Origin of the sequence: Labrys sp. WJW (genome assembly GCF_001676615.1) — a bacterium.
Lineage (GTDB): Bacteria > Pseudomonadota > Alphaproteobacteria > Rhizobiales > Labraceae > Labrys > Labrys sedimenti.
This window is the reverse complement of the sequence record NZ_LYXZ01000009.1, coordinates 103,539-126,249: the sequence shown is the minus strand read 5'-3', so window position 1 is coordinate 126,249 and position 22,711 is coordinate 103,539. Positions and strand designations below refer to the sequence as shown.

The 22,711-nt window shown below is 64.3% G+C and carries 20 protein-coding genes; 10 read left to right on the top strand and 10 right to left on the bottom strand.

All coding sequences use genetic code 11. The features are described from left to right. Positions 1 to 12: 12 nt before the first annotated feature. The 3 genes from BA190_RS06505 to BA190_RS06495 all read right to left on the bottom strand — a co-directional run bounded on the left by BA190_RS06505 (position 13) and on the right by BA190_RS06495 (position 2,869). On the bottom strand, positions 13 to 1,512 hold the full coding sequence (locus tag BA190_RS06505; RefSeq protein ID WP_068284408.1) for an aldehyde dehydrogenase family protein: 1,500 nt from the start codon (positions 1,510 to 1,512) through the stop codon (positions 13 to 15). Between the two features lie 383 nt (positions 1,513 to 1,895). Then, complete coding sequence (locus BA190_RS06500; RefSeq protein ID WP_068284407.1) at positions 1,896 to 2,501, bottom strand: cysteine hydrolase family protein; 606 nt, start codon at positions 2,499 to 2,501, stop codon at positions 1,896 to 1,898. Positions 2,502 to 2,662: 161 nt separating this feature from the next. Next, positions 2,663 to 2,869, bottom strand: coding sequence for a molybdopterin-binding protein (locus BA190_RS06495; RefSeq protein WP_068284405.1), 207 nt, complete (start codon positions 2,867 to 2,869; stop codon positions 2,663 to 2,665). Positions 2,870 to 3,508: 639 nt separating this feature from the next. Here BA190_RS06495 and BA190_RS06490 point away from each other — a divergent pair. The 3 genes from BA190_RS06490 to BA190_RS06475 all read left to right on the top strand — a co-directional run bounded on the left by BA190_RS06490 (position 3,509) and on the right by BA190_RS06475 (position 6,449). Next, entirely contained in the window at positions 3,509 to 3,796 is a 288-nt protein-coding gene (locus BA190_RS06490; protein ID WP_068284402.1) for a hypothetical protein, read from the top strand. Between the two features lie 257 nt (positions 3,797 to 4,053). Continuing rightward, a complete protein-coding gene (locus BA190_RS06480) occupies positions 4,054 to 5,166 on the top strand; it encodes an ABC transporter substrate-binding protein (RefSeq protein WP_068284397.1) in 1,113 nt (370 codons plus the stop codon). A gap of 173 nt (positions 5,167 to 5,339) precedes the next feature. Then, positions 5,340 to 6,449 (top strand): calcium:proton antiporter, encoded by a 1,110-nt coding sequence (locus BA190_RS06475; RefSeq protein WP_068284395.1) that lies wholly within the window; start codon positions 5,340 to 5,342, stop codon positions 6,447 to 6,449. Positions 6,450 to 6,474: 25 nt separating this feature from the next. Here BA190_RS06475 and BA190_RS06470 read toward each other — a convergent pair whose 3' ends face one another. The 3 genes from BA190_RS06470 to BA190_RS06460 all read right to left on the bottom strand — a co-directional run bounded on the left by BA190_RS06470 (position 6,475) and on the right by BA190_RS06460 (position 8,323). Continuing rightward, positions 6,475 to 6,915: a YeeE/YedE family protein gene (locus BA190_RS06470; protein WP_068284393.1), complete on the bottom strand. Its 441-nt coding sequence runs from the start codon at positions 6,913 to 6,915 to the stop codon at positions 6,475 to 6,477. Next, positions 6,912 to 7,319 carry a YeeE/YedE family protein gene (locus BA190_RS06465; protein ID WP_068284391.1) on the bottom strand — a complete coding sequence of 136 codons (408 nt, stop codon included), beginning with the start codon at positions 7,317 to 7,319 and terminating at the stop codon, positions 6,912 to 6,914. Before BA190_RS06465 ends, BA190_RS06470 begins: the two co-directional genes overlap by 4 nt. A 146-nt stretch (positions 7,320 to 7,465) precedes the next feature. Further along, positions 7,466 to 8,323, bottom strand: coding sequence for a universal stress protein (locus BA190_RS06460; RefSeq protein WP_068284389.1), 858 nt, complete (start codon positions 8,321 to 8,323; stop codon positions 7,466 to 7,468). A gap of 317 nt (positions 8,324 to 8,640) precedes the next feature. On the opposite strand from BA190_RS06460, the gene BA190_RS06455 reads away from it, so the two are divergent. Further along, positions 8,641 to 9,828 (top strand): acetate/propionate family kinase, encoded by a 1,188-nt coding sequence (locus tag BA190_RS06455; protein WP_068284387.1) that lies wholly within the window; start codon positions 8,641 to 8,643, stop codon positions 9,826 to 9,828. A gap of 55 nt (positions 9,829 to 9,883) precedes the next feature. On the opposite strand, the gene BA190_RS06450 is transcribed toward BA190_RS06455, so the two are convergent. Both BA190_RS06450 and BA190_RS06445 read right to left on the bottom strand, forming a co-directional pair. Continuing rightward, complete coding sequence (locus BA190_RS06450) at positions 9,884 to 11,143, bottom strand: MgtC/SapB family protein (protein ID WP_068284385.1); 1,260 nt, start codon at positions 11,141 to 11,143, stop codon at positions 9,884 to 9,886. Positions 11,144 to 11,179: 36 nt separating this feature from the next. Then, on the bottom strand, positions 11,180 to 12,787 hold the full coding sequence (locus BA190_RS06445) for an AAA family ATPase (RefSeq protein WP_245314590.1): 1,608 nt from the start codon (positions 12,785 to 12,787) through the stop codon (positions 11,180 to 11,182). A 272-nt stretch (positions 12,788 to 13,059) separates the two neighbouring features. On the opposite strand from BA190_RS06445, the gene fixL reads away from it, so the two are divergent. The 6 genes from fixL to BA190_RS06415 all read left to right on the top strand — a co-directional run bounded on the left by fixL (position 13,060) and on the right by BA190_RS06415 (position 19,864). Beyond that, entirely contained in the window at positions 13,060 to 14,613 is a 1,554-nt protein-coding gene (gene fixL, locus BA190_RS06440) for a sensor protein FixL (protein WP_068284383.1), read from the top strand. After that, positions 14,606 to 15,223 (top strand): response regulator FixJ, encoded by a 618-nt coding sequence (gene fixJ / locus BA190_RS06435; protein ID WP_068284380.1) that lies wholly within the window; start codon positions 14,606 to 14,608, stop codon positions 15,221 to 15,223. Before fixL ends, fixJ begins: the two co-directional genes overlap by 8 nt. Positions 15,224 to 15,339: 116 nt before the next feature. Further along, positions 15,340 to 15,729 carry a response regulator gene (locus BA190_RS06430; protein WP_068284378.1) on the top strand — a complete coding sequence of 130 codons (390 nt, stop codon included), beginning with the start codon at positions 15,340 to 15,342 and terminating at the stop codon, positions 15,727 to 15,729. Positions 15,730 to 15,885: 156 nt separating this feature from the next. Then, on the top strand, positions 15,886 to 16,581 hold the full coding sequence (locus tag BA190_RS06425) for a helix-turn-helix domain-containing protein (protein ID WP_068284376.1): 696 nt from the start codon (positions 15,886 to 15,888) through the stop codon (positions 16,579 to 16,581). A 60-nt stretch (positions 16,582 to 16,641) separates the two neighbouring features. Next, the gene (locus tag BA190_RS06420; protein WP_068284374.1) at positions 16,642 to 19,023 is read left to right on the top strand and encodes a phosphoketolase; all 2,382 of its coding nucleotides are present in this window, start codon (positions 16,642 to 16,644) and stop codon (positions 19,021 to 19,023) included. 112 nt (positions 19,024 to 19,135) lie between these two features. After that, complete coding sequence (locus BA190_RS06415; protein ID WP_068284452.1) at positions 19,136 to 19,864, top strand: CBS domain-containing protein; 729 nt, start codon at positions 19,136 to 19,138, stop codon at positions 19,862 to 19,864. A 50-nt stretch (positions 19,865 to 19,914) separates the two neighbouring features. Here BA190_RS06415 and BA190_RS06410 read toward each other — a convergent pair whose 3' ends face one another. Together BA190_RS06410 and oiaX are read right to left on the bottom strand one after the other, a co-directional pair. Beyond that, positions 19,915 to 21,246 carry a four-carbon acid sugar kinase family protein gene (locus BA190_RS06410; protein ID WP_068284372.1) on the bottom strand — a complete coding sequence of 444 codons (1,332 nt, stop codon included), beginning with the start codon at positions 21,244 to 21,246 and terminating at the stop codon, positions 19,915 to 19,917. Between the two features lie 19 nt (positions 21,247 to 21,265). Next, complete coding sequence (gene oiaX, locus BA190_RS06405) at positions 21,266 to 22,534, bottom strand: 3-oxo-isoapionate-4-phosphate decarboxylase OiaX (RefSeq protein ID WP_245314588.1); 1,269 nt, start codon at positions 22,532 to 22,534, stop codon at positions 21,266 to 21,268. Between the last annotated feature and the right edge of the window lie 177 nt (positions 22,535 to 22,711).

The window sequence follows — 22,711 nt, the reverse complement described above, 5'->3', positions numbered from 1 at the left end:
GAAGCTGGCCCTTCAGAGCCTGGCCGCGACCGCCTTGGTCTCGGTGTAATGCTCCATGACTTCCTTGCCCATCTCGCGGCCCCAACCGGACTGCTTGTAACCGCCGAACGGCCAGGCCGGGTCGCCGTAATTATGGGTATTGATGCAGATGGTGCCTGCCCTGATCTTGCGGGCCATCATATGCGCGACCTTGAGATTGCGGGTCCAGACACTGGCCTGGAGACCATATTCGGTATCGTTGGCAAAGCGCGCGACCGCGTCGAGATCGTCATCGTCATAGGATTGGACGCAGACCACCGGCCCGAAGATCTCTTCGCGCACGACACGCATGTCCCGGTTGGTCTGGGCCAATACCGTCGGCTCAACGAAATAGCCCTGATTGCCGATGGTGCTGCCACCGGTCACGACCTCCGCGCCTTCCTCCCGGCCCGATTGCAGGAAGCCGGTGACCCTCTGGTGCTGCTCCTTGGAAACCAGCGGGCCGAGATTGACGCTCGGATCCAGGCCATGGCCGACCTTCAGCTTGCCGGCCGCTTCCGAGACTCCCGCGACCACCCGATCATAGATCGACTTGTGGGCGAACAGGCGAGAGCCGGCGGTGCAGCACTGCCCCTGATTGTAGAAAATCGCATCGGCCGTACCGGCGATGGCAAGATCGAGATCGGCGTCGGGAAAGACGATCGCGGGCGACTTGCCGCCAAGTTCGAGCGATACGCGCTTGAGATTGCCAGCCGCCGCCCTGACGATGATCTTGCCGACCTCGGTGGAGCCGGTAAAAGCGACCTTGTCAACATCGGGATGCTCGGCAAGCGCCGCACCGGCGGTCTCGCCGAACCCGGTCACGATGTTGACGACGCCGGCCGGGAATCCGGCTTCCTGGATGAGCTCGCCGAAGCGCAGGGCCGACAAGGGCGTCTGCTCCGCCGGCTTGAGCACGATGGTGCAGCCGGAGGCAAGGGCCGGCGCCAGCTTCCAGGCGGCCATCATCAGGGGAAAGTTCCAGGGAATGATCTGGCCGACCACGCCGACGGGCTCGCGCAGCGTATAGGCGTGCCAATTGCCTGCGCTCGACACCGGTATGGTCTCGCCGTTGAGGCGCGTCGCCCAACCGGCCATGTAGCGGAACATGTCGATCGAGCCCTGGACGTCGCCCCGGCGCGCATTGGTCACCGGCTTGCCATTGTCGAGCGCCTCGAGCTCGGCGAATTCGTCTGCATGCTGCTCCAGAAGGTCGCCGAGCCGCCAGACGAGACGGGATCGTTCCGCGGGAGAAATCCGGGACCACGGCCCCGTCTCGAAGGCCCGGCGTGCGGCGGCAACCGCAAGATCGATATCGGCCTTGTCTCCCGCGGGGACCTCGGCAATCTTCTCCTCGGTTGCGGGATCCTCGACGGTGAAGGTCTTGCCGCTGCGGGCATCGACCCATTCACCATCGATCAAGAGCTTGTGCCGCTTGGCGAGGAACGCCGTGGCAGCGGAACCAAGTGATGGTTTGCGGATTGCAATATTCATAAAATCCTCCCTTGTTCGAACGCTTACCGGCATTTCATTATATTCAGATGGATATAGCGTTAGTGCCAAATCTGCGTGACGGCAGGCCGATTCCGCCGTCATTCGCGTGAGTTGGCGATTGGAATTCAGCGGCAATCCACGATCATCGCAATATTCAGACATATATAGCGATAGGCAAAATACTACCGGATGGCAACAGCCTATCTTCGGCGGCTTCCCCGAATGTCGACAAGGGAACCTCGGTTTGGCGTCTGGGCGGAAGCTGTGCTCGATGCCGCCTGGCGTCGACCTCCGCGGCAGGCGGACGGAGGACCCAGGAAAGCGTCAGGCTGTCTGCAGACACTTCCTGCTTCGGCACCGCGTGCGGGAACCGAGGGGTGGGCTCATGCCCCTGCCAGGGCTGCAAGGAAATCCCCGTGCTTCATCGGCTTTGAAAACATCGGATAATTCTTCTCGACTGCCAGCCTTTGTTCTTCCTCGCTCAACGCGGCTGTGCAATCCGTGAGCGTGATGACGTCGTATCCCTTCTCGTAGCCCGTCCGCATGGTCGACTCGACACAACAATTGGTCAGGAAGCCGCCGAGCGCGATGGTCGAGATGCCGCGGCTGCGCAGGATGAAATCGAGGTTCGTGGTGGCAAAGCCGCACAGCCCTCGCTTGCCTTCGACGACGATGTCTCCCGCTTCGGGCTTCAGGATCTCGATGATCTCGGCACCCCAGCTCCCCTTCCTGAACGATTTGCTGTCGACGACGCCCTTGAGGATGCCGTAGGGGCTGGAGCTCAGTTCGTGATAGTCCTCGGTGAAGGTGATCGGCGCATAGACGATCGTCGCGCCGGCCGCACGGGCCTGCTTCACGGTCTCCACCGTGTTGGCCAGCATGTTCGTCTGCTCCATCACCGGCTTCACGGCCGCGTGTAAGGTGCCGCCCTCGGTGGTGAAATCATTCTGGTATTCGATGAGCACGACGGCCGTTGATTTCGGATCCATTGTTTCCTCCAGATGGCAGGGACCGAGTTCGGCCGGTAGCCGCAAGGGGCCGGCGCCAGCGTTATATATCACGCAATATTGCGCTCTGCGCGAGCCCCTGCCGATATCCTCTTACGATGGGCGCGGGCATCCCCGACGAGGAAGCTTATTCCGATCCTGTTTCAGTCGATGGCGATCATCACGTCGGAGGCCTTGATGGCCGCATAGGCTTCCTGGCCCTTCTGAAGTTTCAGCGCGTCCACGGCCTCATTGGTAATCGAAGCGGTCACGATGGTGCCGCCGACATCGAGCCGCACATGCGCCGTCGTCGCCCCTTTCACGATGTCCACGATCTTGCCCTTGAGCGTGTTCCGTGCGCTGATCTTCATCGAACATCTCCTATGAAAAGAAAGGGGGGGCGGAAATTTTCCGGCACCGACAATCGCGCTGTCAGCTTTCTACGATGCCACTATATCTTGTAACGAACCAGATAGGCGCAACACGAACGCTGGCGGAACATCGTGCCGTCCCCGAGGGTCGCATCGACCCAGGAAAAATCGAGTTTCTCGAGAATATTGCATCTCTGGGCTCGATCTCCGCGGCCGGGCGGGCCATGGGCATGTCCTACCGCCGGGTCTGGCATCTGGTCGAGGAAATCAACCAGATTTTCGGAAAATCCGTCGCCACGCGCCAGATTGGCGGCAAGAATGGCGGTGGAGCGGTACTCACGCCCTGGGTCTCGCGCTCGTCGTACGCTTTCGCGCCATCGAGCGGGCCGTCAGCGATGTCGCACAGGATCACATCGCAGCCCTGCAGAACGAGATCGTACGCCAGCCAGCTCTTGGGGAGCTGGCAACGCCACAAGCGCCGCCGCGGGCGAGGAATTGAGCCGCTAACCGCGATTCAGCCCGGCCCGCTCCCCCGGGCAGTGCTTGCGTCGGGAACGAAGAGCCTCGATAAGAGCGCGCCAGCAACCCGCAACTATGGCTTAATTCGCTTCTCCCCTGTCCGACTTTGGAGAAGTTGCAATGGCTGCCATCGATCCCGTGACCGCCGGCGCCGTCCTGCTGGCAACCGCCGCCACGGATGCGGTCTATGTCATGTTCACCGCTGCGGTGGTGGCGCGCAAGCGCGTCCCGGCCGCGACCTGGAGCAGTGTCTGGTACCTGCTGTCGTCCTATGCGGTCATCAGCTACACCGAGAACTGGGTCTATGTCGCCTTTGCAGCGCTGGGATCATGGCTCGGCGCCTATGCCTCGATTACCTTCCTGCACCGCCCGCCCGGCGGACCACCGATCGGTGCGGCGCCGGACTAAGCATAGCAAGCTTGCGGATCTGGTCACAGGCCTTGCGGGAAGCTACTAGGCCTTGGCGGCACAGGCCGGGCAATGTCCGGAAACCGTACGGCTCGCCTCGGCCATACAGATCGGCGCAAATGCACGGAACTGTTCCTGTGCGCCATGAACATGCACTTGTATCAGGCCGTCATCGAGCGGCAGCAACGGGTTGCGGCAAGAAGGCCCCGAGCCATCGGTCTTGGGGGGATTGACGACCAGATCCAGGGGAGACGCCGATGAAGACGCCCCGGTTTCCGCCCGGCCCGAAGCCGACCGATGGGCCGACAATACGGATCGGGGCCCTGGCTCCGCTGACCCGGCCAGGCTGGGTCGAGGCAGGCCGGCATTTGCTTGTCGGGCTCGAATTGGCCGCCAGCGAGGTCAATGCCGCCGGCGGCATCGGCGGAAGGTCACTCGAACTGCTGGTCCGGGACACGGCCGCCGACCCGCAACGAGCCATTGCGGCGGTCGATGAATTGGATCGCCTGGGCGTGGCTGCCCTGGTGGGGGAATATCACAGCGTCGTCGCTCGCGCTGTGGCTGCCAGGGCCGATGCTCTCGGCCTGCCATTCCTCTGCTCGTCGGCGGTTCTCGATGCGCTGGCCGAACAGCCGACGAACCGGGTCGCGCGCCTTGCCTCGGCTCAGTCCCATGGCTGGCGGGTCTATGCCGACTTCCTCCTCGGCGCGGGCCATAGGCACATTGCCGTAGCGACCCAGCCGAGTGTCTATTGGGCATCCGGCACCGGAATTCTGCGGCAGTTCTTCGCTTCCTGCGGCGGCACCGTCATCGAACTCGACACGGCCTCGCTCACCCACGGAGCAATGTGCGACGAACTCGCCGGCATTGGCGCGACAGCCTTGCTGCTGCTGGCCAGCTACCCGGAGCCCGCCGTGCCGATCGTCAAGGCCGTCCGCCGCGATCGGCGGCTCGCCGGGATAATGATCGGTGCACCGGCGGGGCAGCCTGAGTTCGCCGAATGGACAGGGTTGCTCGGCAACGACGGCGCCGCCATCCCGTTCTTGCGCTATTTGCCCGAGCGCCTGGGTCCGCTCGGTGCCCGCACGAAGATCCTTCTCCACCAGCGGCTTGGCGAAGCCCCCTCTTTCGTCGCCTTCGAAGGCTATGACGCCATCGCCGTCCTTGCTGCTGCCCTGCGCGTTCACGGCCCGGATCGGGCACGCATTGTCGAATCCTGGCCGTGTCTTGCCGTGGAAGGCACTCGCGGCGAGATCCGGTTCTCGCGCGTGCCGGGCATCGGCGTTTGGCAGTGGGCCTGGCCGCCAGTCCAGGTCGTCGATCGAGATCCAGCGGAACCGGACCGTTTCCGGATCCTCCACGTCCGATGAGGAGGCGGGAAGGTCCGGCTGCTGCCTTTTCTCCTTGGCTCCTTGCTTCGACGTGCTTTGGCATATCGAGATATCCTCCTGCGATCACAGGGCATCTCGGCGCCCGATTTGCCGCGGAGCGGCTGGCGAGCCATTCTGCGAGATCCTGTTCGACATCCGAGGTCATCTCCTTCATGCCGATCCTGATTCTCCGCCTCGCCACCGCATGGGCCAGCGTCGCCGCCTTCCAATTCCTGGCGGATCCCCTGCTCGGGCACCTCGACACGCCGCTCATCGCGGTGGCAGTTTTTCTTTGGCTCCTGGCCGTGATCATGTGGACGGCTTTCGGCGTCGTACATGAGGCAGAAGTGCTGGCGCATCGTCTCGGCGAGCCCTACGGCACGCTGATCCTCACGCTCGCGATCGTCATCATCGAGGTGGCGCTGATCTCCGCCGTGATGCTGGGCGCCAAGGGAGCACCGACCCTCGGACGCGACACCATGTTCGCCGTGCTGATGATCGTCCTCAACGGGGTGGTCGGGTTCGGCCTTCTGCTCGGCGGCATGAAGCACTTCGCCCAGCGCTACAATCTGAAGGGCGCCTCGTCCTATCTCGCCATCATCATTCCGCTGGCCGTCATCCCGCTGATCCTGCCGAATTTCACCACCTCCGTCAGCGACGGTTCGCTGACGCGCTTTCAAGCGATCAGCTTTTCGATCTTCACGCTCCTCCTCTATGGTGCCTTCCTGGTGCTCCAGACCGGCCGCCATGCGGAATTCTATCGCGAGCCGTCCAGCGATGCGCCTCCGACCCAAGAGGAGGATACCGAGGTCGAGGAGGCAGCGGCGGGCGGCCCGATCGCAATGCCTCTCCTCCTGCTCCTGCTGAACATCCTGCCCATCGTCCTTCTGGCGAAGAGCCTGGCCAAGGTGCTCGATTTCGGCATCGCCCGCCTCGGCGCCCCGACGGCACTCGGTGGCATTCTGATCGCCATGATCGTGTTCACGCCGGAATGCATCACGGCGCTGAGGGCCATCACCGCCAACCAACTGCAGCGGGCCATCAATCTGTGTCTCGGTGCGGCCGCCTCCACGCTGGGCCTCACCGTGCCGGCCATCCTCGTGATCGGCCTCCTGACCGGGCAGAATGTGGTGCTTGGGCTCTCGGCGACCAACATGATCTTGCTGGCGATGACGCTCGTGCTGTCGACGCTCACCTTCACGGGCACCCGGACGACGATGCTGGAAGGCGCCGTGCATCTGGGCGTGTTCTTCGTCTTCCTGGTCCTGGTCTTCAGCCCGTGAAAAACACGCCGCCGGATGCCGCAGGTCAATCTCCCGCTTTCGCGAAAAGGCGGGACCAGGCCAGCATTCCCAGGATCATTGCGGCGACGAACAGCAACACGACCGGCCTCGCCGTCGACAGCGCAGCGATCGCCGGCCCGGGGCAAAATCCGGCAAGGCCCCAGCCTACGCCGAAGAGCAAGGCGCCAAGGAGAAGCGGCCGGTCGATCCTGGTCGTGGCGGGAAGATGGAAACGCTCACCAAGCCAGGGACGGGACAGGCGGCGCTGCAGGAAAACACCGGGAATGGCGACCAGCACCGCGCCCGCGAGGACGAAGACCAGGCTCGGATCCCAATGGCCGCTGGCCACATTCAGGAAGCCGAGCACCCGGGCCGGGTCGATCATGCCCGATATCGCAAGCCCCAGTCCAAAAATCATGCCAGCCACCAGCGATACGGCCGGCCGGAACAGGTCGCCACCCTTCATCGCACCAGGCCCAGCAAGGATGCCGTGAGCAGGCCGCTGCCCAGGAACATGGCGGTTGCGGCGATCGAGCGCCGCGAAAAGCGGGCGAGGCCGATAATGCCGTGCCCGGACGTGCAACCCGATCCCATCCGTGTACCGAAGCCGACCAGCAGGCCTGCCAGCGCAACCAGCGGCCATGGCGTGGATACCGTCATGGCCGGCAGAGATCCGCTCAAGACGGCAAAGACGATCGGGCCGAGCACCAGTCCGACGACAAAGGCGCCATTGTCGACGACGCGCTGGCCACCCAGTAGGCGACCGGCGATGCCACTGATGCCCGCCACCCTGCCATTGGCAAGCAGAAGGAGCACGGCGGCGGCTCCGATCAGCATTCCGCCGAACAACGCGTTCCAATAAGCCGCCATGACATCCTTCCTGCCTGATCAGGCATGGCACAACCTTCCGGTCCAGGCCGCCTCATCCCGCTCCTCGTCCGTTCGGCGAGCATAGGTTCGCAGATCCTAATTTTCGCCTTCGCGGGCCGGAAACGCACTACTGCCAGCCGTCCCGATCAATGCGCCATCAGAACGGGGAGTTCCGCTCTGTCGAGCACATGCTGGGTCAAGCCGCCGAGGAAGGCCTGGCGCAGGCGGCTATGGGTATAGGCCCCCATGACCAGCAGCGTCGCGCCAGCCTGATCGCAGGCTGCCAGGATCTTTTCGCCATCGCTTCCGGCAAGATCCGGCACCAACCCCGCCTTCTCCACGACCACGCCGTGCCAGTGCAGATAGTCGGCCAGATCCGCGATGCCGTTCTGCCGGTCTGCTTCGGAGGGAATGGTGACGATCGAGATACGCTCCGCCTCGTGCAGCAATGAGACGGACTGGCCTACGGCACGCGCCCCTTCCAGGCTGCCGTTCCAGGCGATCACGACATGCCGGAGCAGATTGTCCGGCAGGCGCTCCCCCAGCATCAGGGTCGGCCGCCCCGAAGAGAACACCGCCGCGTCGAACGCGGCTGCATCGAAAGGCCCGCCTTTGGTCGGGTTGTCGACGATGATGAGGTCATTGACGCGCCCGTTGAGCGCCACGAGCGTCTCGACGTCGCCGCCGCTTTCGGTCCAGGAGGCGAAGGTGGCATCGAGCCGGCGATTAGGCTGCATCTCGACCTGGCTGCTGGAGCACCAGCGTTCGAATGCCTGCCGGCCGGCCGTGGCCAGAGCCTTGGCCTCGCAGGAGGTATTGCATTGGGGCGGAACGCCGCTTGCGCCGACCAGAAGAACGGGCGGCGCGACGATCTCCAGATCGGGCCTGACGTAGAGTGCGTTGATATGGGCATGCGTGCGCTTGGCAAGCCCCAATGCGGCCGCCAGACGACGCTCGGGCCGGATGCCCGGGCCGGTGGGGACCAGAATGCAGCGAAGTGGCACGGCGGATCTCCTTGGATGACACTCTTGTTCTAGGCTCGGCGTTTCCCCCGACATTGAGCTGCATCAAGGCCAGCCAAAGGCGCTCTCGAATAGGTTGGCCTGCCGCTCGCGCAGGACCAATGGACACTCTGGTCGTGCCGAGTCTCCATGCCGGGAACATCCCGGGCCGGCAATTGATTTACCAAAAGAGACAGATACGGCGGATCCCGCCTTCTGCGCTCTGACACCAGGCATCCTCACCGGCAGATGATACTCGGTCGACGTTGCTTTATCTCGATCGCACTCGCCAGATTGGCAGCCAAAGGAACGTCCCCTCGATGAACGGCATCCTCCTGACCTGCAATCCCGGCTCCTCCAGCATCAAGTTGGGACTCTTCAAGCGCGAGGACAGGACGCTCGAACGCCTGGGCATGGGCATCATCGACCTCCGCCGCAAGCCGCTCGGTCTCCACATGGTGGAGGGTCCCGAGGTCGTCGATATTCCGCTGAAATCTCCAGTCACCGACGACTTCCACGACGTCATCGACGAGACCCTCGACCTGTTGGGCAGACATTTCTCTCTCGACGAATTGGTGGCCGTCGGCCACCGCGTCGTCCATGGCGGCGACGTCTTCTCGCGGGCTGCGGTGATCGACGATACCACCTTGAACGCCATCGAGGATCTGGTTCCCCTGGCTCCGCTGCACCAGCCCCAAAGTGTGCGACTGATCCGTGCCATCCGGCACCTTCGCCCGCATCTGGTGCAGACGGCGTCCTTCGACACCGCCTTCCATCACGCCCAGGCCGATATCGTCCGTCGCTTCGCGCTGCCCCGCGAACTCTTCGACCAGGGCATCAAGCGCTATGGCTTCCATGGCCTCTCCTATCAATTCATCGCCGGCAGGCTGAGGGAAATCGCCCCTCGCCTGGCCACGGGACGGGTCGTGGTCGCCCATCTGGGCAGCGGGGCCAGCCTGTGCGCGCTTGCCAATGGGGTCAGCCGTGACACCTCGATGGGGTTCTCGACCTTGGACGGCATTCCCATGGCCACGCGCTGCGGTGCCCTGGATCCCGGCGTCCCGCTCCATCTCATGAAGCAGCGCGGCTATTCGCCCGAGGCTCTCGAAGACCTGCTCTATCACCGCTCCGGCCTGCTCGGGATCTCAGGGATGAGCGCCGATACGCGCGACCTCCTGGCCAGCGATGCAGCCGAGGCGGCCGAAGCCATCGATCTGTTCTGCCTGCGCATCGCCCGCGAGATCGCCGCACTGGCAACGACCGCCGGTGGGCTGGATGCGCTGGTCTTCACGGCCGGCATCGGGGAGAACCAGCCCCTCATCCGGGAGAAGGTCGGCGGCCACCTGGCCTGGCTCGGCCTCGATCTCGATTTCGAGGCCAACAACGCGAATGCACGCCGGATCAGCGCCGACACCAGCGAAATATGCGCCTTGGTGATAGCGACCAACGAGGAACAGGTCATAGCCGAAGAGACCCTCGCGCTTCTCGTCAGGCGCGAAGGCGAATAGCAGACCTCCTCCCCTCTCCCGCACGGCATCGGGCATGGGGATGGGCATGTCCGGGTTAGCGTATGCTCGCCAGGTAACCGGCCGCTCCTCCCGCCGCCACGGCAAGCAGGCTGATCGCCCCGAACGGCAGGGCACAACGCCATCCCCCGGCATAGGCGGCCATGCCGACCTTGGCCAGGGCATTGACGGCGACGGCCAGGCCAATGGCCAAGGCGGCGGAACCAGGGCCAAGATCGGCGAGGCTCATGCGGGCGATCGAAACGGTCACCGCGTCGACATCCGCCAATCCCGACACCGCCGCGAGCATCATGACGCCCGCGCCGCCATAGGATTGCTGCAGCAATTTGCCTGCCACGAGGACGACAGCCATGAAGGCCGCCAGCTTGAGGGCGGAGCCAAGCTCGAGCGGATTGGAGAGCTCCAGCTTGGGTGCCCCATGATCCACGCGCCTGATGGCCAAGGCACATGCACCGAGCACCTGGACCGCCGCGGCAGCCAGAACGGGAGCAGCCAGGCCAGCTAGCAAGCCCGGATTGAGGAGCGAGGCGATGAAGCCGACGCGAAGCACCATGATGGCGCCCGCCGACAGCATACCCGCAACCAGGATCGACCAGGATTGCGGATGGGTTCCGGCCATACGGGCCAGCGCCATCGTGGTCGCCGTCGAGGACGACAGGCCTCCGGCGAGGGAAGCCAAAATGACGCCGAGCCTGTCGCCGAACAGGCGGATGGCGACATATCCGCCGAAGGAGATCCCCGCGATCAGGATCGCGAACAGCCAGAGCTGCCATGGATTGAGGGTCTGCCACGGGTCGACGGTTCGGTCCGGCAGGATGGGCAATAGCACGCAGGACATGGCGAGGAGCACCAGCACGGCCTTGATTTCCGGCCAGGTCAGGCCGCGTACCAGGCCATGCAACTGCTCCCGCAAGGCGAGCAGGATCGTCATCGCCACGCCGCCGGCGGCGGCGATCTGAACGTCACCCATTAGCGCATAGGCGCCGAGGAGGAAGGTGAGCAATCCCGCCACCAGCGAGGTCGCCGAAAAATTACCCTCGGCCTTCGCTTCCAGCCAATGAAACGTCGTGAGGGCACCGGCGACCCCCAGGAACACGAAGCCGAGGATCACCGGACCGGTCACATGGGATAGGGCGCCGGTGACGCCTCCGATAAGCCCGGTAAGCGCGAATGTGCGAAGCCCGGCGACCCGTTGATGGTCCTCCTCCTCGCGTGTCCGCCACCCCCTTTCCAGGCCGACGAGCATGCCGATGCCAAGTGCGACCGCGAGGCGGGCAATGATCTCGGTCTGGCTCATGCCGATCTTGCCCTGCCAGGCGGCTCTCTGCCCGGGTCAGTCCTTGCAGGACCTGCCATTCGCGCTTCTGAGCGCCAGGCACGACAGGGCTTCATCCTCGATATCCTTGCGCGGCAACGTGGCATCGAGACGATGCCATGAAATACGCCCCAGATCATAGCCCGCCTGTTTGCGGACCACATCGACATCGGCATCGGAGGCGTCCTTCTCACGGCTGGAGACGCGTTGCTCCATGACGGGCAGCGGCGCGTGCAGCCAGAAACCGGTGAAGCCGACCCCGGCACGTAGCGCTATGCCCTCCGCAACGTGCCGCTGGGGCAAATTCGCATAGACGGCATCCAGGATGACGCTGCAATCCGTCGCCAGGACAAGATCGGCCTTGCGGCTGAGCGCGTCATAGACGGCGAGGCTGGAGGATGGCGTATAGGTCGAGGATGGCAGCTTCTGCGTCTGCGCGATGCCGGCAAGGCGCTTGCGCTCGATGTCGCTGCGCAGGACGACGGCACCGGGTGCCGTGCCCAGGAACGGGGCCAATGCCAGTGCCAATGTGGTCTTGCCTGTTCCCGACAGGCCGCCGATCGCCACCAGCCGTGGCGGCAGCTTGACCAGGAAACGACGCGCGAGCTCGAAATAGCGCCGGGCTTCCAGCCGGCTTGCCTCGGCCTCCAACGGAGCCTGGACCATTGCCGCAGCGGCCGCGATCTTGGCCCGCAAAGCGGCCCTGATGGACAGGAAGAGAGGCAAGGCCTGAAGGCCTGCCAGATGGGCTTCGGACGCTTCCCACAAATAACGATTGAGCACCATGTTGGCTTGGCGATGCAGTCCACGGTCCCACAGGTCCATCAGCAGGAAAGCCAGGTCGTACAGCACGTCGCAGGTCGCGATCGCCTCGTCGAATTCGATCGCGTCGAACAAGGTGGCGCGCCCGTCGATGACGGCGATGTTGCGCAGATGCAGATCCCCATGGCAGCGCCTGACGAAGCCGGCCTTGCCGCGCTCGACCAGGAGATCGAAGCAGTCACGATAGGCGCGGCTGGCCGCCGCAGTCAGCGCCTCGATTTCCTGCTGCGGAAACAGGGTCGGGCTTTCGCGAAACGCCTCGTCATTCTGCCGGATATAGCGCTCCAGGCTGCGAGTTGCCTCCAGCCCGTCGCGCATGGAAGCCTTTTCGTGTGAAGCCAGCACCGCCGAGACGATATCGGCCAGGAGCTTCTCACCGATGTCGTTCCGGTCGGCGAGGCGGTCGAGTGTAGCCGTCTCGTCGAAGCGTCTCATCCGCACGACCCAGTCGACGACCTCCCCCTGGCCGCGCAACTGCAGGCCGCCGCCGGACCTGGTGACCGGGACGGCGTCGAGATAGATCTGCGGCGCATAGACGCTGTTGACCTCGACTTCGCGCCGGCAGGCCCCGCCCCGGCGCTCCACCGTCGACAGATCCATGAACGGGAAGCGAACGGCGCGCTTGAGCTTATAGACACGATCTCCCGCCAGGAAGACGATCGCGCCGTGGGTATCGATGCGTTCCACCGGCTCGGTCCGGCCATGCGTACCGGGCGAAAGCAGAAATTCGATCACCTCCCCCTGGTCCGCAACGACATGGGAGGACACGGGAAGCGGCATTTTCAAGGTTGCGGAAGCGGCCATGGCTCATCCCTTTCCAAAGGTGCCGGGTTGATGCATGGCTCCATTGAAGGGTTTCATGGTCCGAGCGAATTGATCCAGCGCAAGATTGTCGAATTTGGCGTCTGGGGAGCCGGTCGATGCACCCAAAAGGAAATCGCGGGTCGGCCCCTCTGTCGAAAACCCTCCGCCTACCGCCGGAAATGGACCTGTAACTACTCCCCGTTTTGAACAATTCTTCTTGAAAGATCACCTCCGCCTCCCTCTATAGAGGAAATCTCTCGCGGAGGCCGGATGTGGTCGCACCATTGCAGGATGGGCCTGTTCCAGGCCAGGAGGATCGCGCGATCCGAACCGGCCTCGAATGCACGGGCATCGGCACCTGGATCTTCGACATCGCCTCCCGGACGTTGACCATATCGAACACGGCGCGGGTCCTTTTCGGATATCGCGCCGAGAAGGTCCTCGACGACCGCACCTTCCTCACCTTGCTGGACCCGGCCGACATCGATGCGGCGACCGCGGCTCTGGACGCATCGATTGCATCGGGTTCGGCCTTCGACATTTCCTGCCGCGTGCGTGCCGAGAACAGCCCCAGTCGCTGGCTGCGCCTTCGGGGCGGCGTCCAGAAGGACGAGAGCGGCACAGCGGTTTGCCTGGGCGGCATCGTCATCGACATCGACGAGGAAAAGCGCCTCGAAGAAGCCTTGCGCACGCGCGAGGAACATCTTCGCTCCATCCTGGAAACGGTTCCCGACGCGATGGTCGTCATCGACGAAGCCGGGATCATGCAGTATTTCAGCCGCGCCGCGGAGAGGCTGTTCGGATATGCCGGATCGACAGCGATTGGCCAGAATGTCAATATCCTGATGCCGGAGCCGGACCGGTCGCGGCATGACGACTACCTGCACCGCTATCAGCATACCGGGAACCGGCATATCATTGGCATCGGCCGCATCGTCACCGGCAAGCGCGAAGACGGCTCGACCTTCCCGATGCATCTGTCGGTGGGCGAAATGCAGTCGGGCGGGCGCCGCTACTTCACCGGCTTCGTGCGGGACCTGACGGAATATCAGCAGACGCAGGCCCGCCTGTCCGAACTGCAGTCGGAACTCGTGCATATGTCACGGCTGAGCGCCATGGGAGAAATGGCCTCCGCCCTCGCCCACGAACTCAACCAGCCCCTGGCCGCGATCAGCAACTATCTCAAGGGATCTCGGCGCCTGCTGAGCGCCTCCAACCTCGAAGGCCTCGACAGGATCGAGACCGCGCTCGACCAGGCCGCCGAGCAGGCCTTGCGGGCCGGGCAGATCATCCGGCGCCTGCGCAGCTTCGTGACGAGAAGCGAGACCGAGAAACGCATCGAGAGCATCGCCAAGCTCGTCGAGGAGGCAGGGGCGCTCGGGCTGGTCGGGGCCCGCGAACAGGGGGTTGTCCTGCGTTTCGACCTGGACCCTTCCTGCGACCTCGTCCTGGCGGACCGCGTCCAGATCCAGCAGGTCCTGGTGAACCTCTTCCGCAATGCACTGGAGGCCATGCAGGGATCGACGCGGCGCGAGCTCACCGTTGCCAATGCCCCGTTCGGCGACGACATGATACACATTCGCGTCGAAGATACCGGCCACGGTCTTGCCGACGACGTCCGCTCAAACCTGTTCCAGCCCTTCTTCACCACCAAGCAGACGGGAATGGGTGTTGGCCTTTCCATCAGCCGCTCCATCATCGAAGCCCATGGCGGAAAGATGTGGGCCGAGGCCAATCAGGCCGGTGGCGCCACGTTCCATTTCTCTTTGCCGCTCGGCACTCTCGCCGACTCCCAAAACTTGCCCGAGACTTCTTCCGATGCCTAACAATGCCAGGGTCTTTATCATCGACGACGACGCGGCTGTGCGGGACTCGCTGGCCTTCCTCCTGTCGACCTCCGGCTTTGCCGTCACCGCTTTCGAGACGGCCGACCACTTTCTCGAAGCCCTGCCCCAGCTCGGCTTCGGTTGCGTCGTCACGGACATTCGCATGCCGGAGATCGACGGCATCGAATTGCTCAAGCGCTTGAAGGCGGCGGCCGCCGATCTGCCGGTGATCGTCATGACCGGCCATGGCGATGTTCCCCTCGCGGTCGAGGCCATGAAGCTCGGCGCCTTGGATTTCATGGAAAAACCCTTCGAGGACGAACGTCTCATCAATGTCCTCCGGGCCGCGTTCGAACAAAGCAGCAAGGCGACGAAGGTCGCTGCGGATGCAAGCGAACTCGCTACCCGCCTCGCCTCTCTCAGCCCGCGCGAGCGACAGGTCATGAACGGCCTGGTGGCGGGCCTCTCCAACAAGGCGATCGCCAAGGAATATGACATCAGCCCGCGCACGGTCGAGGTCTACCGCGCCAATGTCATGATGAAGATGCACGCCGGCAGCATCTCGGAACTGGTCAGGCAGGCGATACGCAGCGGTGCCCTGATCGATTGATCTGCTGCCAGGATCGAGGCCGGACCTTGAGCTGCATCAATTCCGCCGTGAGAACACCGGAATATGCTCCCTCTTTGCACCGTCCTGTCTGGGCCCCTGCGGTGCCGGGAACCGCCATGACGTCCTCTCAGTCTCTCTTCGTAATTGCCGTCATCGATGACGACCGCGACGTGCTCGGCTCGCTCCGCTTCCTTCTGGAAGCCGAGGACTTCACGGTACGCACCTATTCGAGCGGCGTCGACTGCCTGTCGCAGATGGCCTCCTTCGCGCCCGACTGCTTCGTCATCGACTACAAGATGGCGGAGATGGATGGTCTCGAACTCGCCCTCCATCTGCGCGAGAGAGGACAAGGCGGCCCCGTGGTCCTGATCACCGGCTATCCCGACGAGACGATCGAGCACAAGGCGCATCGCGCCGGCATCCAGCATGTCGTGCTCAAACCGCACATCGCCGAAAGCCTGGTCGCGAATGTCCGCGCGGCGATCGCCGACAGGAGCTTTCCTTGAGCATGCGATTCCTGGCGATTCCGCCCAATCGCAAAACGCTTCGGCGACATCCGGTAAAGCCCTTAGGGGCCCTTCCCTAGGGGTTCGACCGAAATTTTCGCGGGCCTCTTTCGGGCCTACGACTCGGCCATCCGCCGCATCCAGGAGATGGCCACGATGTTCTCTCGCCACGAAATGTCCGCCCGGCCGAACGCCGACGCGCCACCACCTGTCGCCATCGGCGCGGCCAGTTTCGGCTCCTCCGGCTTCATGCCCCTGCCTGCGCTGCTCGGGACGGTGCATAGCTATGACAAGGGCGAGGAGATCTATGGCGACGATGAGCCGGCGGACTATGTCTACGAAGTCATCAGCGGCGCGGTTCGTACCTGCAAGCTCCTGGACGATGGCCGCCGGCAGATCGGCGCCTTCCACCTGCCCGGCGACATCTTCGGCCTGGAGATGGGGTCGGTGCATCGCATGACCGCCGACGCCGTCGTCGATACCACGGTGCGGCTGGTGCGGCGCAAGAGCCTGGAAGAGGCGGCCCTCAAGGATATCGGCGTCGCCAATGCCCTGCGCACGCTGGCCCTGCGGGACCTCAGGCACGCCGAAGACCATATGATCCTGCTCGGCCGCAAGACGGCCCTCGAGCGTGTCGTCACCTTCCTGCTCGAAATGGATCGGCGGCTTGCCGTCGCCGGCATGTTCGAGCTGCCGATGTGCCGCCGCGATATCGGCGACTATCTCGGCCTGACGCTCGAAACCGTCTCGCGCATCATCTCCCAGCTTCACGGCAAGGGCGCGCTCGGCCTGTCCAATGCCCGCCAGATCGTTTTGCGCAATCGGCAACTTCTCGGCGCCATGGCCGTTTAACTGGAAGCGCCTTCGACCAGCACCCCGTCCCGCCCTCGTGGAAATCTCGAAGCCCTTGCCATGACCACAGCCCTGAAGACCACCGCCCTGAAGCCCGAAGAACTCGCCCTCATCGACCGCTATTGGCGTGCTGCCAACTATCTGTCGGTCGGGCAGATCTACCTCCTCGACAACCCGCTCCTGCGCGATCCCCTCACGCTCGACCATGTCAAGCCGCGGCTGCTCGGCCATTGGGGCACCACGCCGGGCCTGAACTTCCTCTATGCCCATCTCAATCGCGTCATCAAGCGCGACGATCTCGATGTCGTCTTCATCTGCGGCCCCGGCCATGGCGGGCCGGCCATGGTGGCCAACACCTATCTGGAAGGCAGCTACAGGGAGATCTATCCGGAGATCTCCGAGGATGAAGACGGGCTGCGCCGCCTGTTCCGGCAATTCTCCTTCCCGGGCGGCATCCCCAGCCACGCCTCCCCGGACACGCCCGGCTCGATCCACGAAGGCGGCGAGTTGGGCTATGCCCTGGTCCATGCCTATGGCGCGGCTTTCGACAATCCGGACCTGGTCGTTGCCTGCGTGGTCGGCGACGGCGAGGCCGAGACCGGTCCCCTCGCCGCATCCTGGCATTCCAACAAGTTCGTCAATCCCGTCCATGACGGCGCGGTGCTGCCGATCCTGCATCTCAACGGCTACAAGATCGCAGGACCCACGATCTTAGGCCGGCTCGGCGACGAGGAAATCCGCAAGCTCTTCGAGGGCCTGGGTCACGAAGTCCTCTTCGTCGAGGGCTCGGAGCCGGTTCCGATGCACCAGGCCATGGCTGCGGCCTTCGACCAGGCCTTTGCCCGCATTCGCGCCATCCAGGTTGCGGCCCGTAGCAAAGGCGAGACGGAGCGACCGCGCTGGCCGATGATCGTATTGCGCAGTCCCAAGGGCTGGACGGGCCCCAAGGAGGTCGACGGCCTCAAGACAGAAGGCTTCTGGCGCTCCCACCAGGTGCCGCTCAGCGGCCTTGCGGAAAACCCCGGCCATCTCGCTCTGCTCGAATCCTGGATGCGAAGCTATGAACCCGGCCAGCTCTTCGATGCCGAAGGCCGCCTCCTGCCGGAGCTGAAAGCACTGGCTCCCGAGGGCGACCGGCGCATGGGCGCCAACCCCCACACCAATGGCGGCCGGAAATATCACCTGCACTGCCCCGACCCGCGCGCCTTTGCGGTTGCGGTGACATCCCCCGGCAGGACCAATGCGGAGGCGACCCGGGTCCTCGGGCGCTATCTGGGCGAGGTGATGCGCCTCAACGCCGAGGCCCGCAATTTCCGCATCATGGGTCCCGACGAGACCACCTCCAACCGGCTCGACGCCGTGCTGGAGGTGACGGATCGCACCTGGATGGAGCCTCGCCTGCCGGAAGACGTCCATCTGTCGCCCGACGGACGCGTGATGGAGGTGCTGAGCGAGCATCTGTGCCAGGGATGGCTGGAAGGCTATCTGCTGACGGGCCGCCACGGCCTGTTCAATTGCTACGAGGCCTTCATCCACATCGTCGATTCGATGTTCAACCAGCATGCCAAATGGTTGAAGGTGTCGCGCGAGCTCGCCTGGCGCCAGCCGATCGCCTCGTTCAACTATCTGCTCAGTTCCCATGTCTGGCGCCAGGACCATAACGGCTTCAGCCACCAGGATCCCGGCTTCATCGACCTTGTCGCCAACAAGAAGGCCGACATCGTGCGGGTCTACCTGCCGCCGGACGCCAACACGCTGCTCCATGTCGCCGACCATTGCCTGCACACCTATGACCGTATCAACGTCATCGTCGCCGGCAAGCAGCCCGCTCCCCAATGGCTGGACATGGAAGCGGCGGTACGCCATTGCCGCGCCGGCATCGGCCTATGGGATTTCGCCTGCAACGATCAGGGCAGCGAACCGGACGTGGTGATGGCCTGCGCCGGCGACGTGCCGACGCTGGAAACGCTGGCCGCCGTCGATCTCCTGCGCCAGCATTGTCCCTCGCTGAAGATCCGCGTCGTCAACGTGGTCGACCTCATGGCCCTGCAGGATCCCAGCCAGCATCCGCATGGGCTCGAGCAGCGCGAATTCGACGGGCTGTTCACCACCGACAAGCCCGTGATCTTCGCCTATCACGGCTATCCCTATCTCATCCATCGCCTGACCTACAGGCGGACCAATCACGACAATTTCCACGTGCATGGCTTCAAGGAAGAGGGCACGACCACGACGCCTTTCGACATGACGGTGATCAACGGTCTCGATCGCTTCCATCTCGCCATAGCCGCCATCGATCGCATCCCCGGCCTGCTGCCGGCGGCCGCCCATGTAAAGCAGGCGCTGCGCAACAAGCTGATCGAGCATGAGGACTACGTCCGGCGCCATGGCGACGACATGCCCGAGATCAAGAACTGGGTCTGGCCGCATGGCACGAATTGAGGCTCGCCCAGCTTGCGTGAGCTCAATGCGGCCGACGCTTCAGCCGCTATCCGACAGCAACCACCGGGTCGCGCCCTATGCCGGCCGCCCACCCAACAGCAAGGAGGCCACCATGCGGGTCGCAGACGTGATGACACGCAACATCGTCAGCGTGACACCCCAAACCACTTTGTCCCAGGCGATCGACGTCATGGTCCGCTCGCACATAAGCGGCCTGCCGGTCATCGGTGAAGACGGCCGGCTGGCCGGCATTCTCAGCGAAGGAGACCTGCTTCGCCGCCCCGAGCTCGGCACGGAGAAGATCGGGGCAAGCTGGTTCAGTTCCCTGTTCAAGGCGGGACACCTGGCCCAGGCCTATGCGCAGACCCATGGGCGCCGGGTCGATGAGGTGATGACCAGGGACGTCATCGTCGTCGCCCCGAACGAGCGGCTCGAGGAAGCCGTGTTCCTCATGGAGCAGCATGGCATCAAGCGCTTGCCCGTCATCGAAAACGACAGGGTCGTCGGCCTGCTGTCCCGCGCGGATCTGGTGCGGACCCTGGCCGAGTTCCTGCGCCAGCCCTATGAAGAGCAACCGGTGAGCGACCAAGGCATCAAGGCTGCCATCGAGGCCGAATTCCAGGCGCAGCCATGGGCGCCGGCCGGCGCCATCCGGGTCGAGGTCCAGAATGGCCGGGTGGAACTGAGCGGTGTGATCACCGATGAAAACCAGCGCAACGCCATCCGGATCATCGCCGAGAACACGCCCGGCGTGCAATCGGTGCGCGACAATATCAGCTGGGTCGAACCGATGACGGGTATTGTCCTGTCTGCCCCGGAAAGCCAGGACAAGACGAACTGAGCCCTTCTCTGCTTTGCACCGGATGGGAGAAACGCGACCGGCCGTCGTGATCAAGCCGAGCCACGGCCGTCGCGTATCATCGAAAAATAGTCGTCGCCGCCGACCTGACCGCCTTTGAGCGCGATCTCCAGCCCTTCGAAGGCCGGCGCGTCCGCATAGGCCGTGCACAGGGGGGAGCCAGGACAGGAGGGCAAGGGCAGCCTCGTCGTCAGCGCGAAAATCCCGAGCTCGCGCAAGGCGTGGCTCGACGTATCGCCGCCGGCAATGACCGCCCGGCGCAAGCCTGCCCGTTCGACGAGAGCCTTCTGGATCCGGCCCAGCGCCACGCCGATGCGGTTGCGGTCCCCGTCGTCCTCGAACCCGTCACCAATATCGGTGCTCGGTCCGAGCGCGGTGTAGAGGATGACGCTGCGTCCCTGCTCCAGCCTTTCAAGGCCGCCGGCGACGGCTTCGGCAATGGCCGCCTCGCCATGGCTGATGAGCGCGCGCGGGTCCAGCGCAACGCCGTCGAACCCGTTGGCGGTGGCATGGCGGATCTGCCGCTCCGTGGTGGGGGAGCAGCTCCCCGACACCACGGCGATGCGATCGGCAATGCCGGGCGCGGCAAAGGAGCTTTTCCCGCCGACTAAGCCGGTTTCCTGCCAGGCGCGCAGCAGCGCATATTCGACCCCCGAAGACCCGGCCACGAAGGGCCCGAGCCTTGGCTGCAGGCGCAGGAGCTGGCGCCCTGCCTGCAATTGGGTGGCATCGTCGTTGACATCGAGGAGGACGATGTCCTCGCCTCTCGCCAGCACGGCATCGACGATGCCGTCGGCATCGGCCGCCACCAGCGCCGCGATGTCGACGAGGCCGATGCTGCCCCGCGTCTGCCGGGCAAGGTGCAGGCGAAGGTCCGCCTCGTCCATCGGCGTCACCGGATGGCGGCTCATCACCGGATGACGGTCGATGCGATAGACCTGGCCCTGATAGGCGGCGAACAGGGTGCCGAAGCTGGTATAGCGCCGGAGCTGGGGCGCGCCGACCACCAGCGGGACCTGCCGCTGTGCGAAGACCTTGCTGCCGATCTCGATGGCGCGGCCGATATTGCCGATCGCCGGACTGGAGTCGAAGGTGGAGCAGACCTTGTAGTGGCAGATGCCTGCGCCCAGCTGCTTCAGCCATCCGAGGGCCGGGGTGAGTTCGGCATCCATCCAGGCTGGGTTTTGGCTGCGGCTGGTGCCGGCAAGGCCGATGGCATCGCACTCACCCAGGCGCTCGCGCTGCGCCGCGGAGGGCGGCTGGAGGAACAGGGCGGTGCGCACGCCATGGGAGGCCAGTGCTTCCATCACATCGGTGGACCCGGTGAAATCGTCGCCATAATAGGAGAGCAGCAAGCCCGACATCGTTCTTTCCTTGTGGAGCTCAGGATGCAGCCGCATCGGCACCGAATTTCTGCAGGGATTGAGCGAGTTCGCGATGCTCGCGCGCATAGGCTTCGAGCGGCACCCCCTGGACGGCGGCCTCCCAGGCCTGCCTGACGGCGCGCACGCCCGCCGCCGGGCCGCCGGGATGACTGACCACCCCGCCACCGCACAGATAGAGCAGGTCCACGGTCTTGCCGGTACGGGCATAGGTATCCGGCGCCTGGCCGCCCCATTGGCCCGAACAGACGACCGGCACGGGGCAGACATCGCCCTCGAACAGGGGCGTCGTCACCGCCCGGAAGGAGCGCACGAAAGATTCGTCCGACTCCCAGTATTTGGCGCGGATACCGTTGATCTGGAACTGATCGATGCCGAGCAGCCGCCAGAACTGCTGATAGACCTCGAAATCCATGCCGAGGCCAGGATGCCGCGTGAGGATATCCCAGCCATTGCGATGGGCGTGCAACGCCAGATGCGAGCGCTTGCGCAGGAAGGACAGGCCGCCAAGGCCCACCGAATTGATGTTGATCACCGCGGCATTGCCGCCGGCCCGGGCGACGATGTCGTGGTTGCGCATCATCTCGTCGGGATCGCTGTGGGAGATGCCGAAGGCATACATCACCTTCTTGCCGGTCTTCTGCTCATGATCGAGGATGACGGGCATGATCGCCTTCACGCGATCCTCGAGGCTGGAATAGGCCGGGCTCGCCAGCTTCTCGTCGTCCTTGATGAAGTCGACCTCGGCTTCGACGAGTTCGCGCACCTGCTCGGCCGATTCGGGCGGGCGCAGCCCCAAGGCAGGCTTGACGATGGAGCCGATCACCGGCCTGACCTCGACACCGGTCAGCCGCCGGGTGCCCGCCATGCCGAATTGCGGGCCGGGATAGGCAGCCGTGAAGGCCTCGGGCAATTGCATGCCGGCGACGCGGATGCCGCTGAACCCCTTGATCGAATAGACGCCGCCGATGGTGATCGTCATCAGCGCCGCCAGGTCGGTGCCGATCGCCTCGATCGGAAAATCGATGTCGACATCGGCACGCCGGTAGATCGCGCCGGCCGGCGCCGACGGGTCGGGAATCGAAGGGATTTCCAGGGCCTCCAGGGGCCGGATCGCCACGACGCGCGCAGCCACGCGCGCCTTCAGCTCCGGCGTTTCGCCCGGCAGGCTGACGAAGGTGCCGGTCGACTGGTCGCTTGCGATCTTGGCTGCCAGCTTCTCGATGTCGCCGGCCGTCTCGATGCGATAGGTCATGCGAATGACGGACATGGCACCCATTCAGTTGGCGGGCTCGGCAGCGCCCGATCTGGAATTGCTTAACAGGTATGATGAGTATATCATGACTTGAGTTGAAGCAATGGAAATTCGCCCTTGTCTGTTTCCGGACGGCGGTGGCACTGTTGCAGGAGCGGCTTGCCTCGCAGCAAAACAGGCGGCAAAGACCGT

Coding starts and splice junctions, on each gene's coding strand:
- BA190_RS06505 (WP_068284408.1), bottom strand. CDS start 1,512: ATGAATATTGCAATCCGCAAACCATCACTTGGTTCCGCTGCCACGGCG.
- BA190_RS06415 (WP_068284452.1), top strand. CDS start 19,136: ATGCGGGTCGCAGACGTGATGACACGCAACATCGTCAGCGTGACACCC.
- BA190_RS06480 (WP_068284397.1), top strand. CDS start 4,054: ATGAAGACGCCCCGGTTTCCGCCCGGCCCGAAGCCGACCGATGGGCCG.
- BA190_RS06470 (WP_068284393.1), bottom strand. CDS start 6,915: ATGAAGGGTGGCGACCTGTTCCGGCCGGCCGTATCGCTGGTGGCTGGC.
- BA190_RS06430 (WP_068284378.1), top strand. CDS start 15,340: ATGACGTCCTCTCAGTCTCTCTTCGTAATTGCCGTCATCGATGACGAC.
- BA190_RS06445 (WP_245314590.1), bottom strand. CDS start 12,787: ATGGCCGCTTCCGCAACCTTGAAAATGCCGCTTCCCGTGTCCTCCCAT.
- BA190_RS06475 (WP_068284395.1), top strand. CDS start 5,340: ATGCCGATCCTGATTCTCCGCCTCGCCACCGCATGGGCCAGCGTCGCC.
- BA190_RS06425 (WP_068284376.1), top strand. CDS start 15,886: ATGTTCTCTCGCCACGAAATGTCCGCCCGGCCGAACGCCGACGCGCCA.
- BA190_RS06420 (WP_068284374.1), top strand. CDS start 16,642: ATGACCACAGCCCTGAAGACCACCGCCCTGAAGCCCGAAGAACTCGCC.
- fixJ (WP_068284380.1), top strand. CDS start 14,606: ATGCCTAACAATGCCAGGGTCTTTATCATCGACGACGACGCGGCTGTG.
- BA190_RS06410 (WP_068284372.1), bottom strand. CDS start 21,246: ATGTCGGGCTTGCTGCTCTCCTATTATGGCGACGATTTCACCGGGTCC.
- BA190_RS06490 (WP_068284402.1), top strand. CDS start 3,509: ATGGCTGCCATCGATCCCGTGACCGCCGGCGCCGTCCTGCTGGCAACC.
- BA190_RS06455 (WP_068284387.1), top strand. CDS start 8,641: ATGAACGGCATCCTCCTGACCTGCAATCCCGGCTCCTCCAGCATCAAG.
- oiaX (WP_245314588.1), bottom strand. CDS start 22,534: ATGTCCGTCATTCGCATGACCTATCGCATCGAGACGGCCGGCGACATC.
- BA190_RS06500 (WP_068284407.1), bottom strand. CDS start 2,501: ATGGATCCGAAATCAACGGCCGTCGTGCTCATCGAATACCAGAATGAT.
- BA190_RS06495 (WP_068284405.1), bottom strand. CDS start 2,869: ATGAAGATCAGCGCACGGAACACGCTCAAGGGCAAGATCGTGGACATC.
- BA190_RS06450 (WP_068284385.1), bottom strand. CDS start 11,143: ATGAGCCAGACCGAGATCATTGCCCGCCTCGCGGTCGCACTTGGCATC.
- BA190_RS06465 (WP_068284391.1), bottom strand. CDS start 7,319: ATGGCGGCTTATTGGAACGCGTTGTTCGGCGGAATGCTGATCGGAGCC.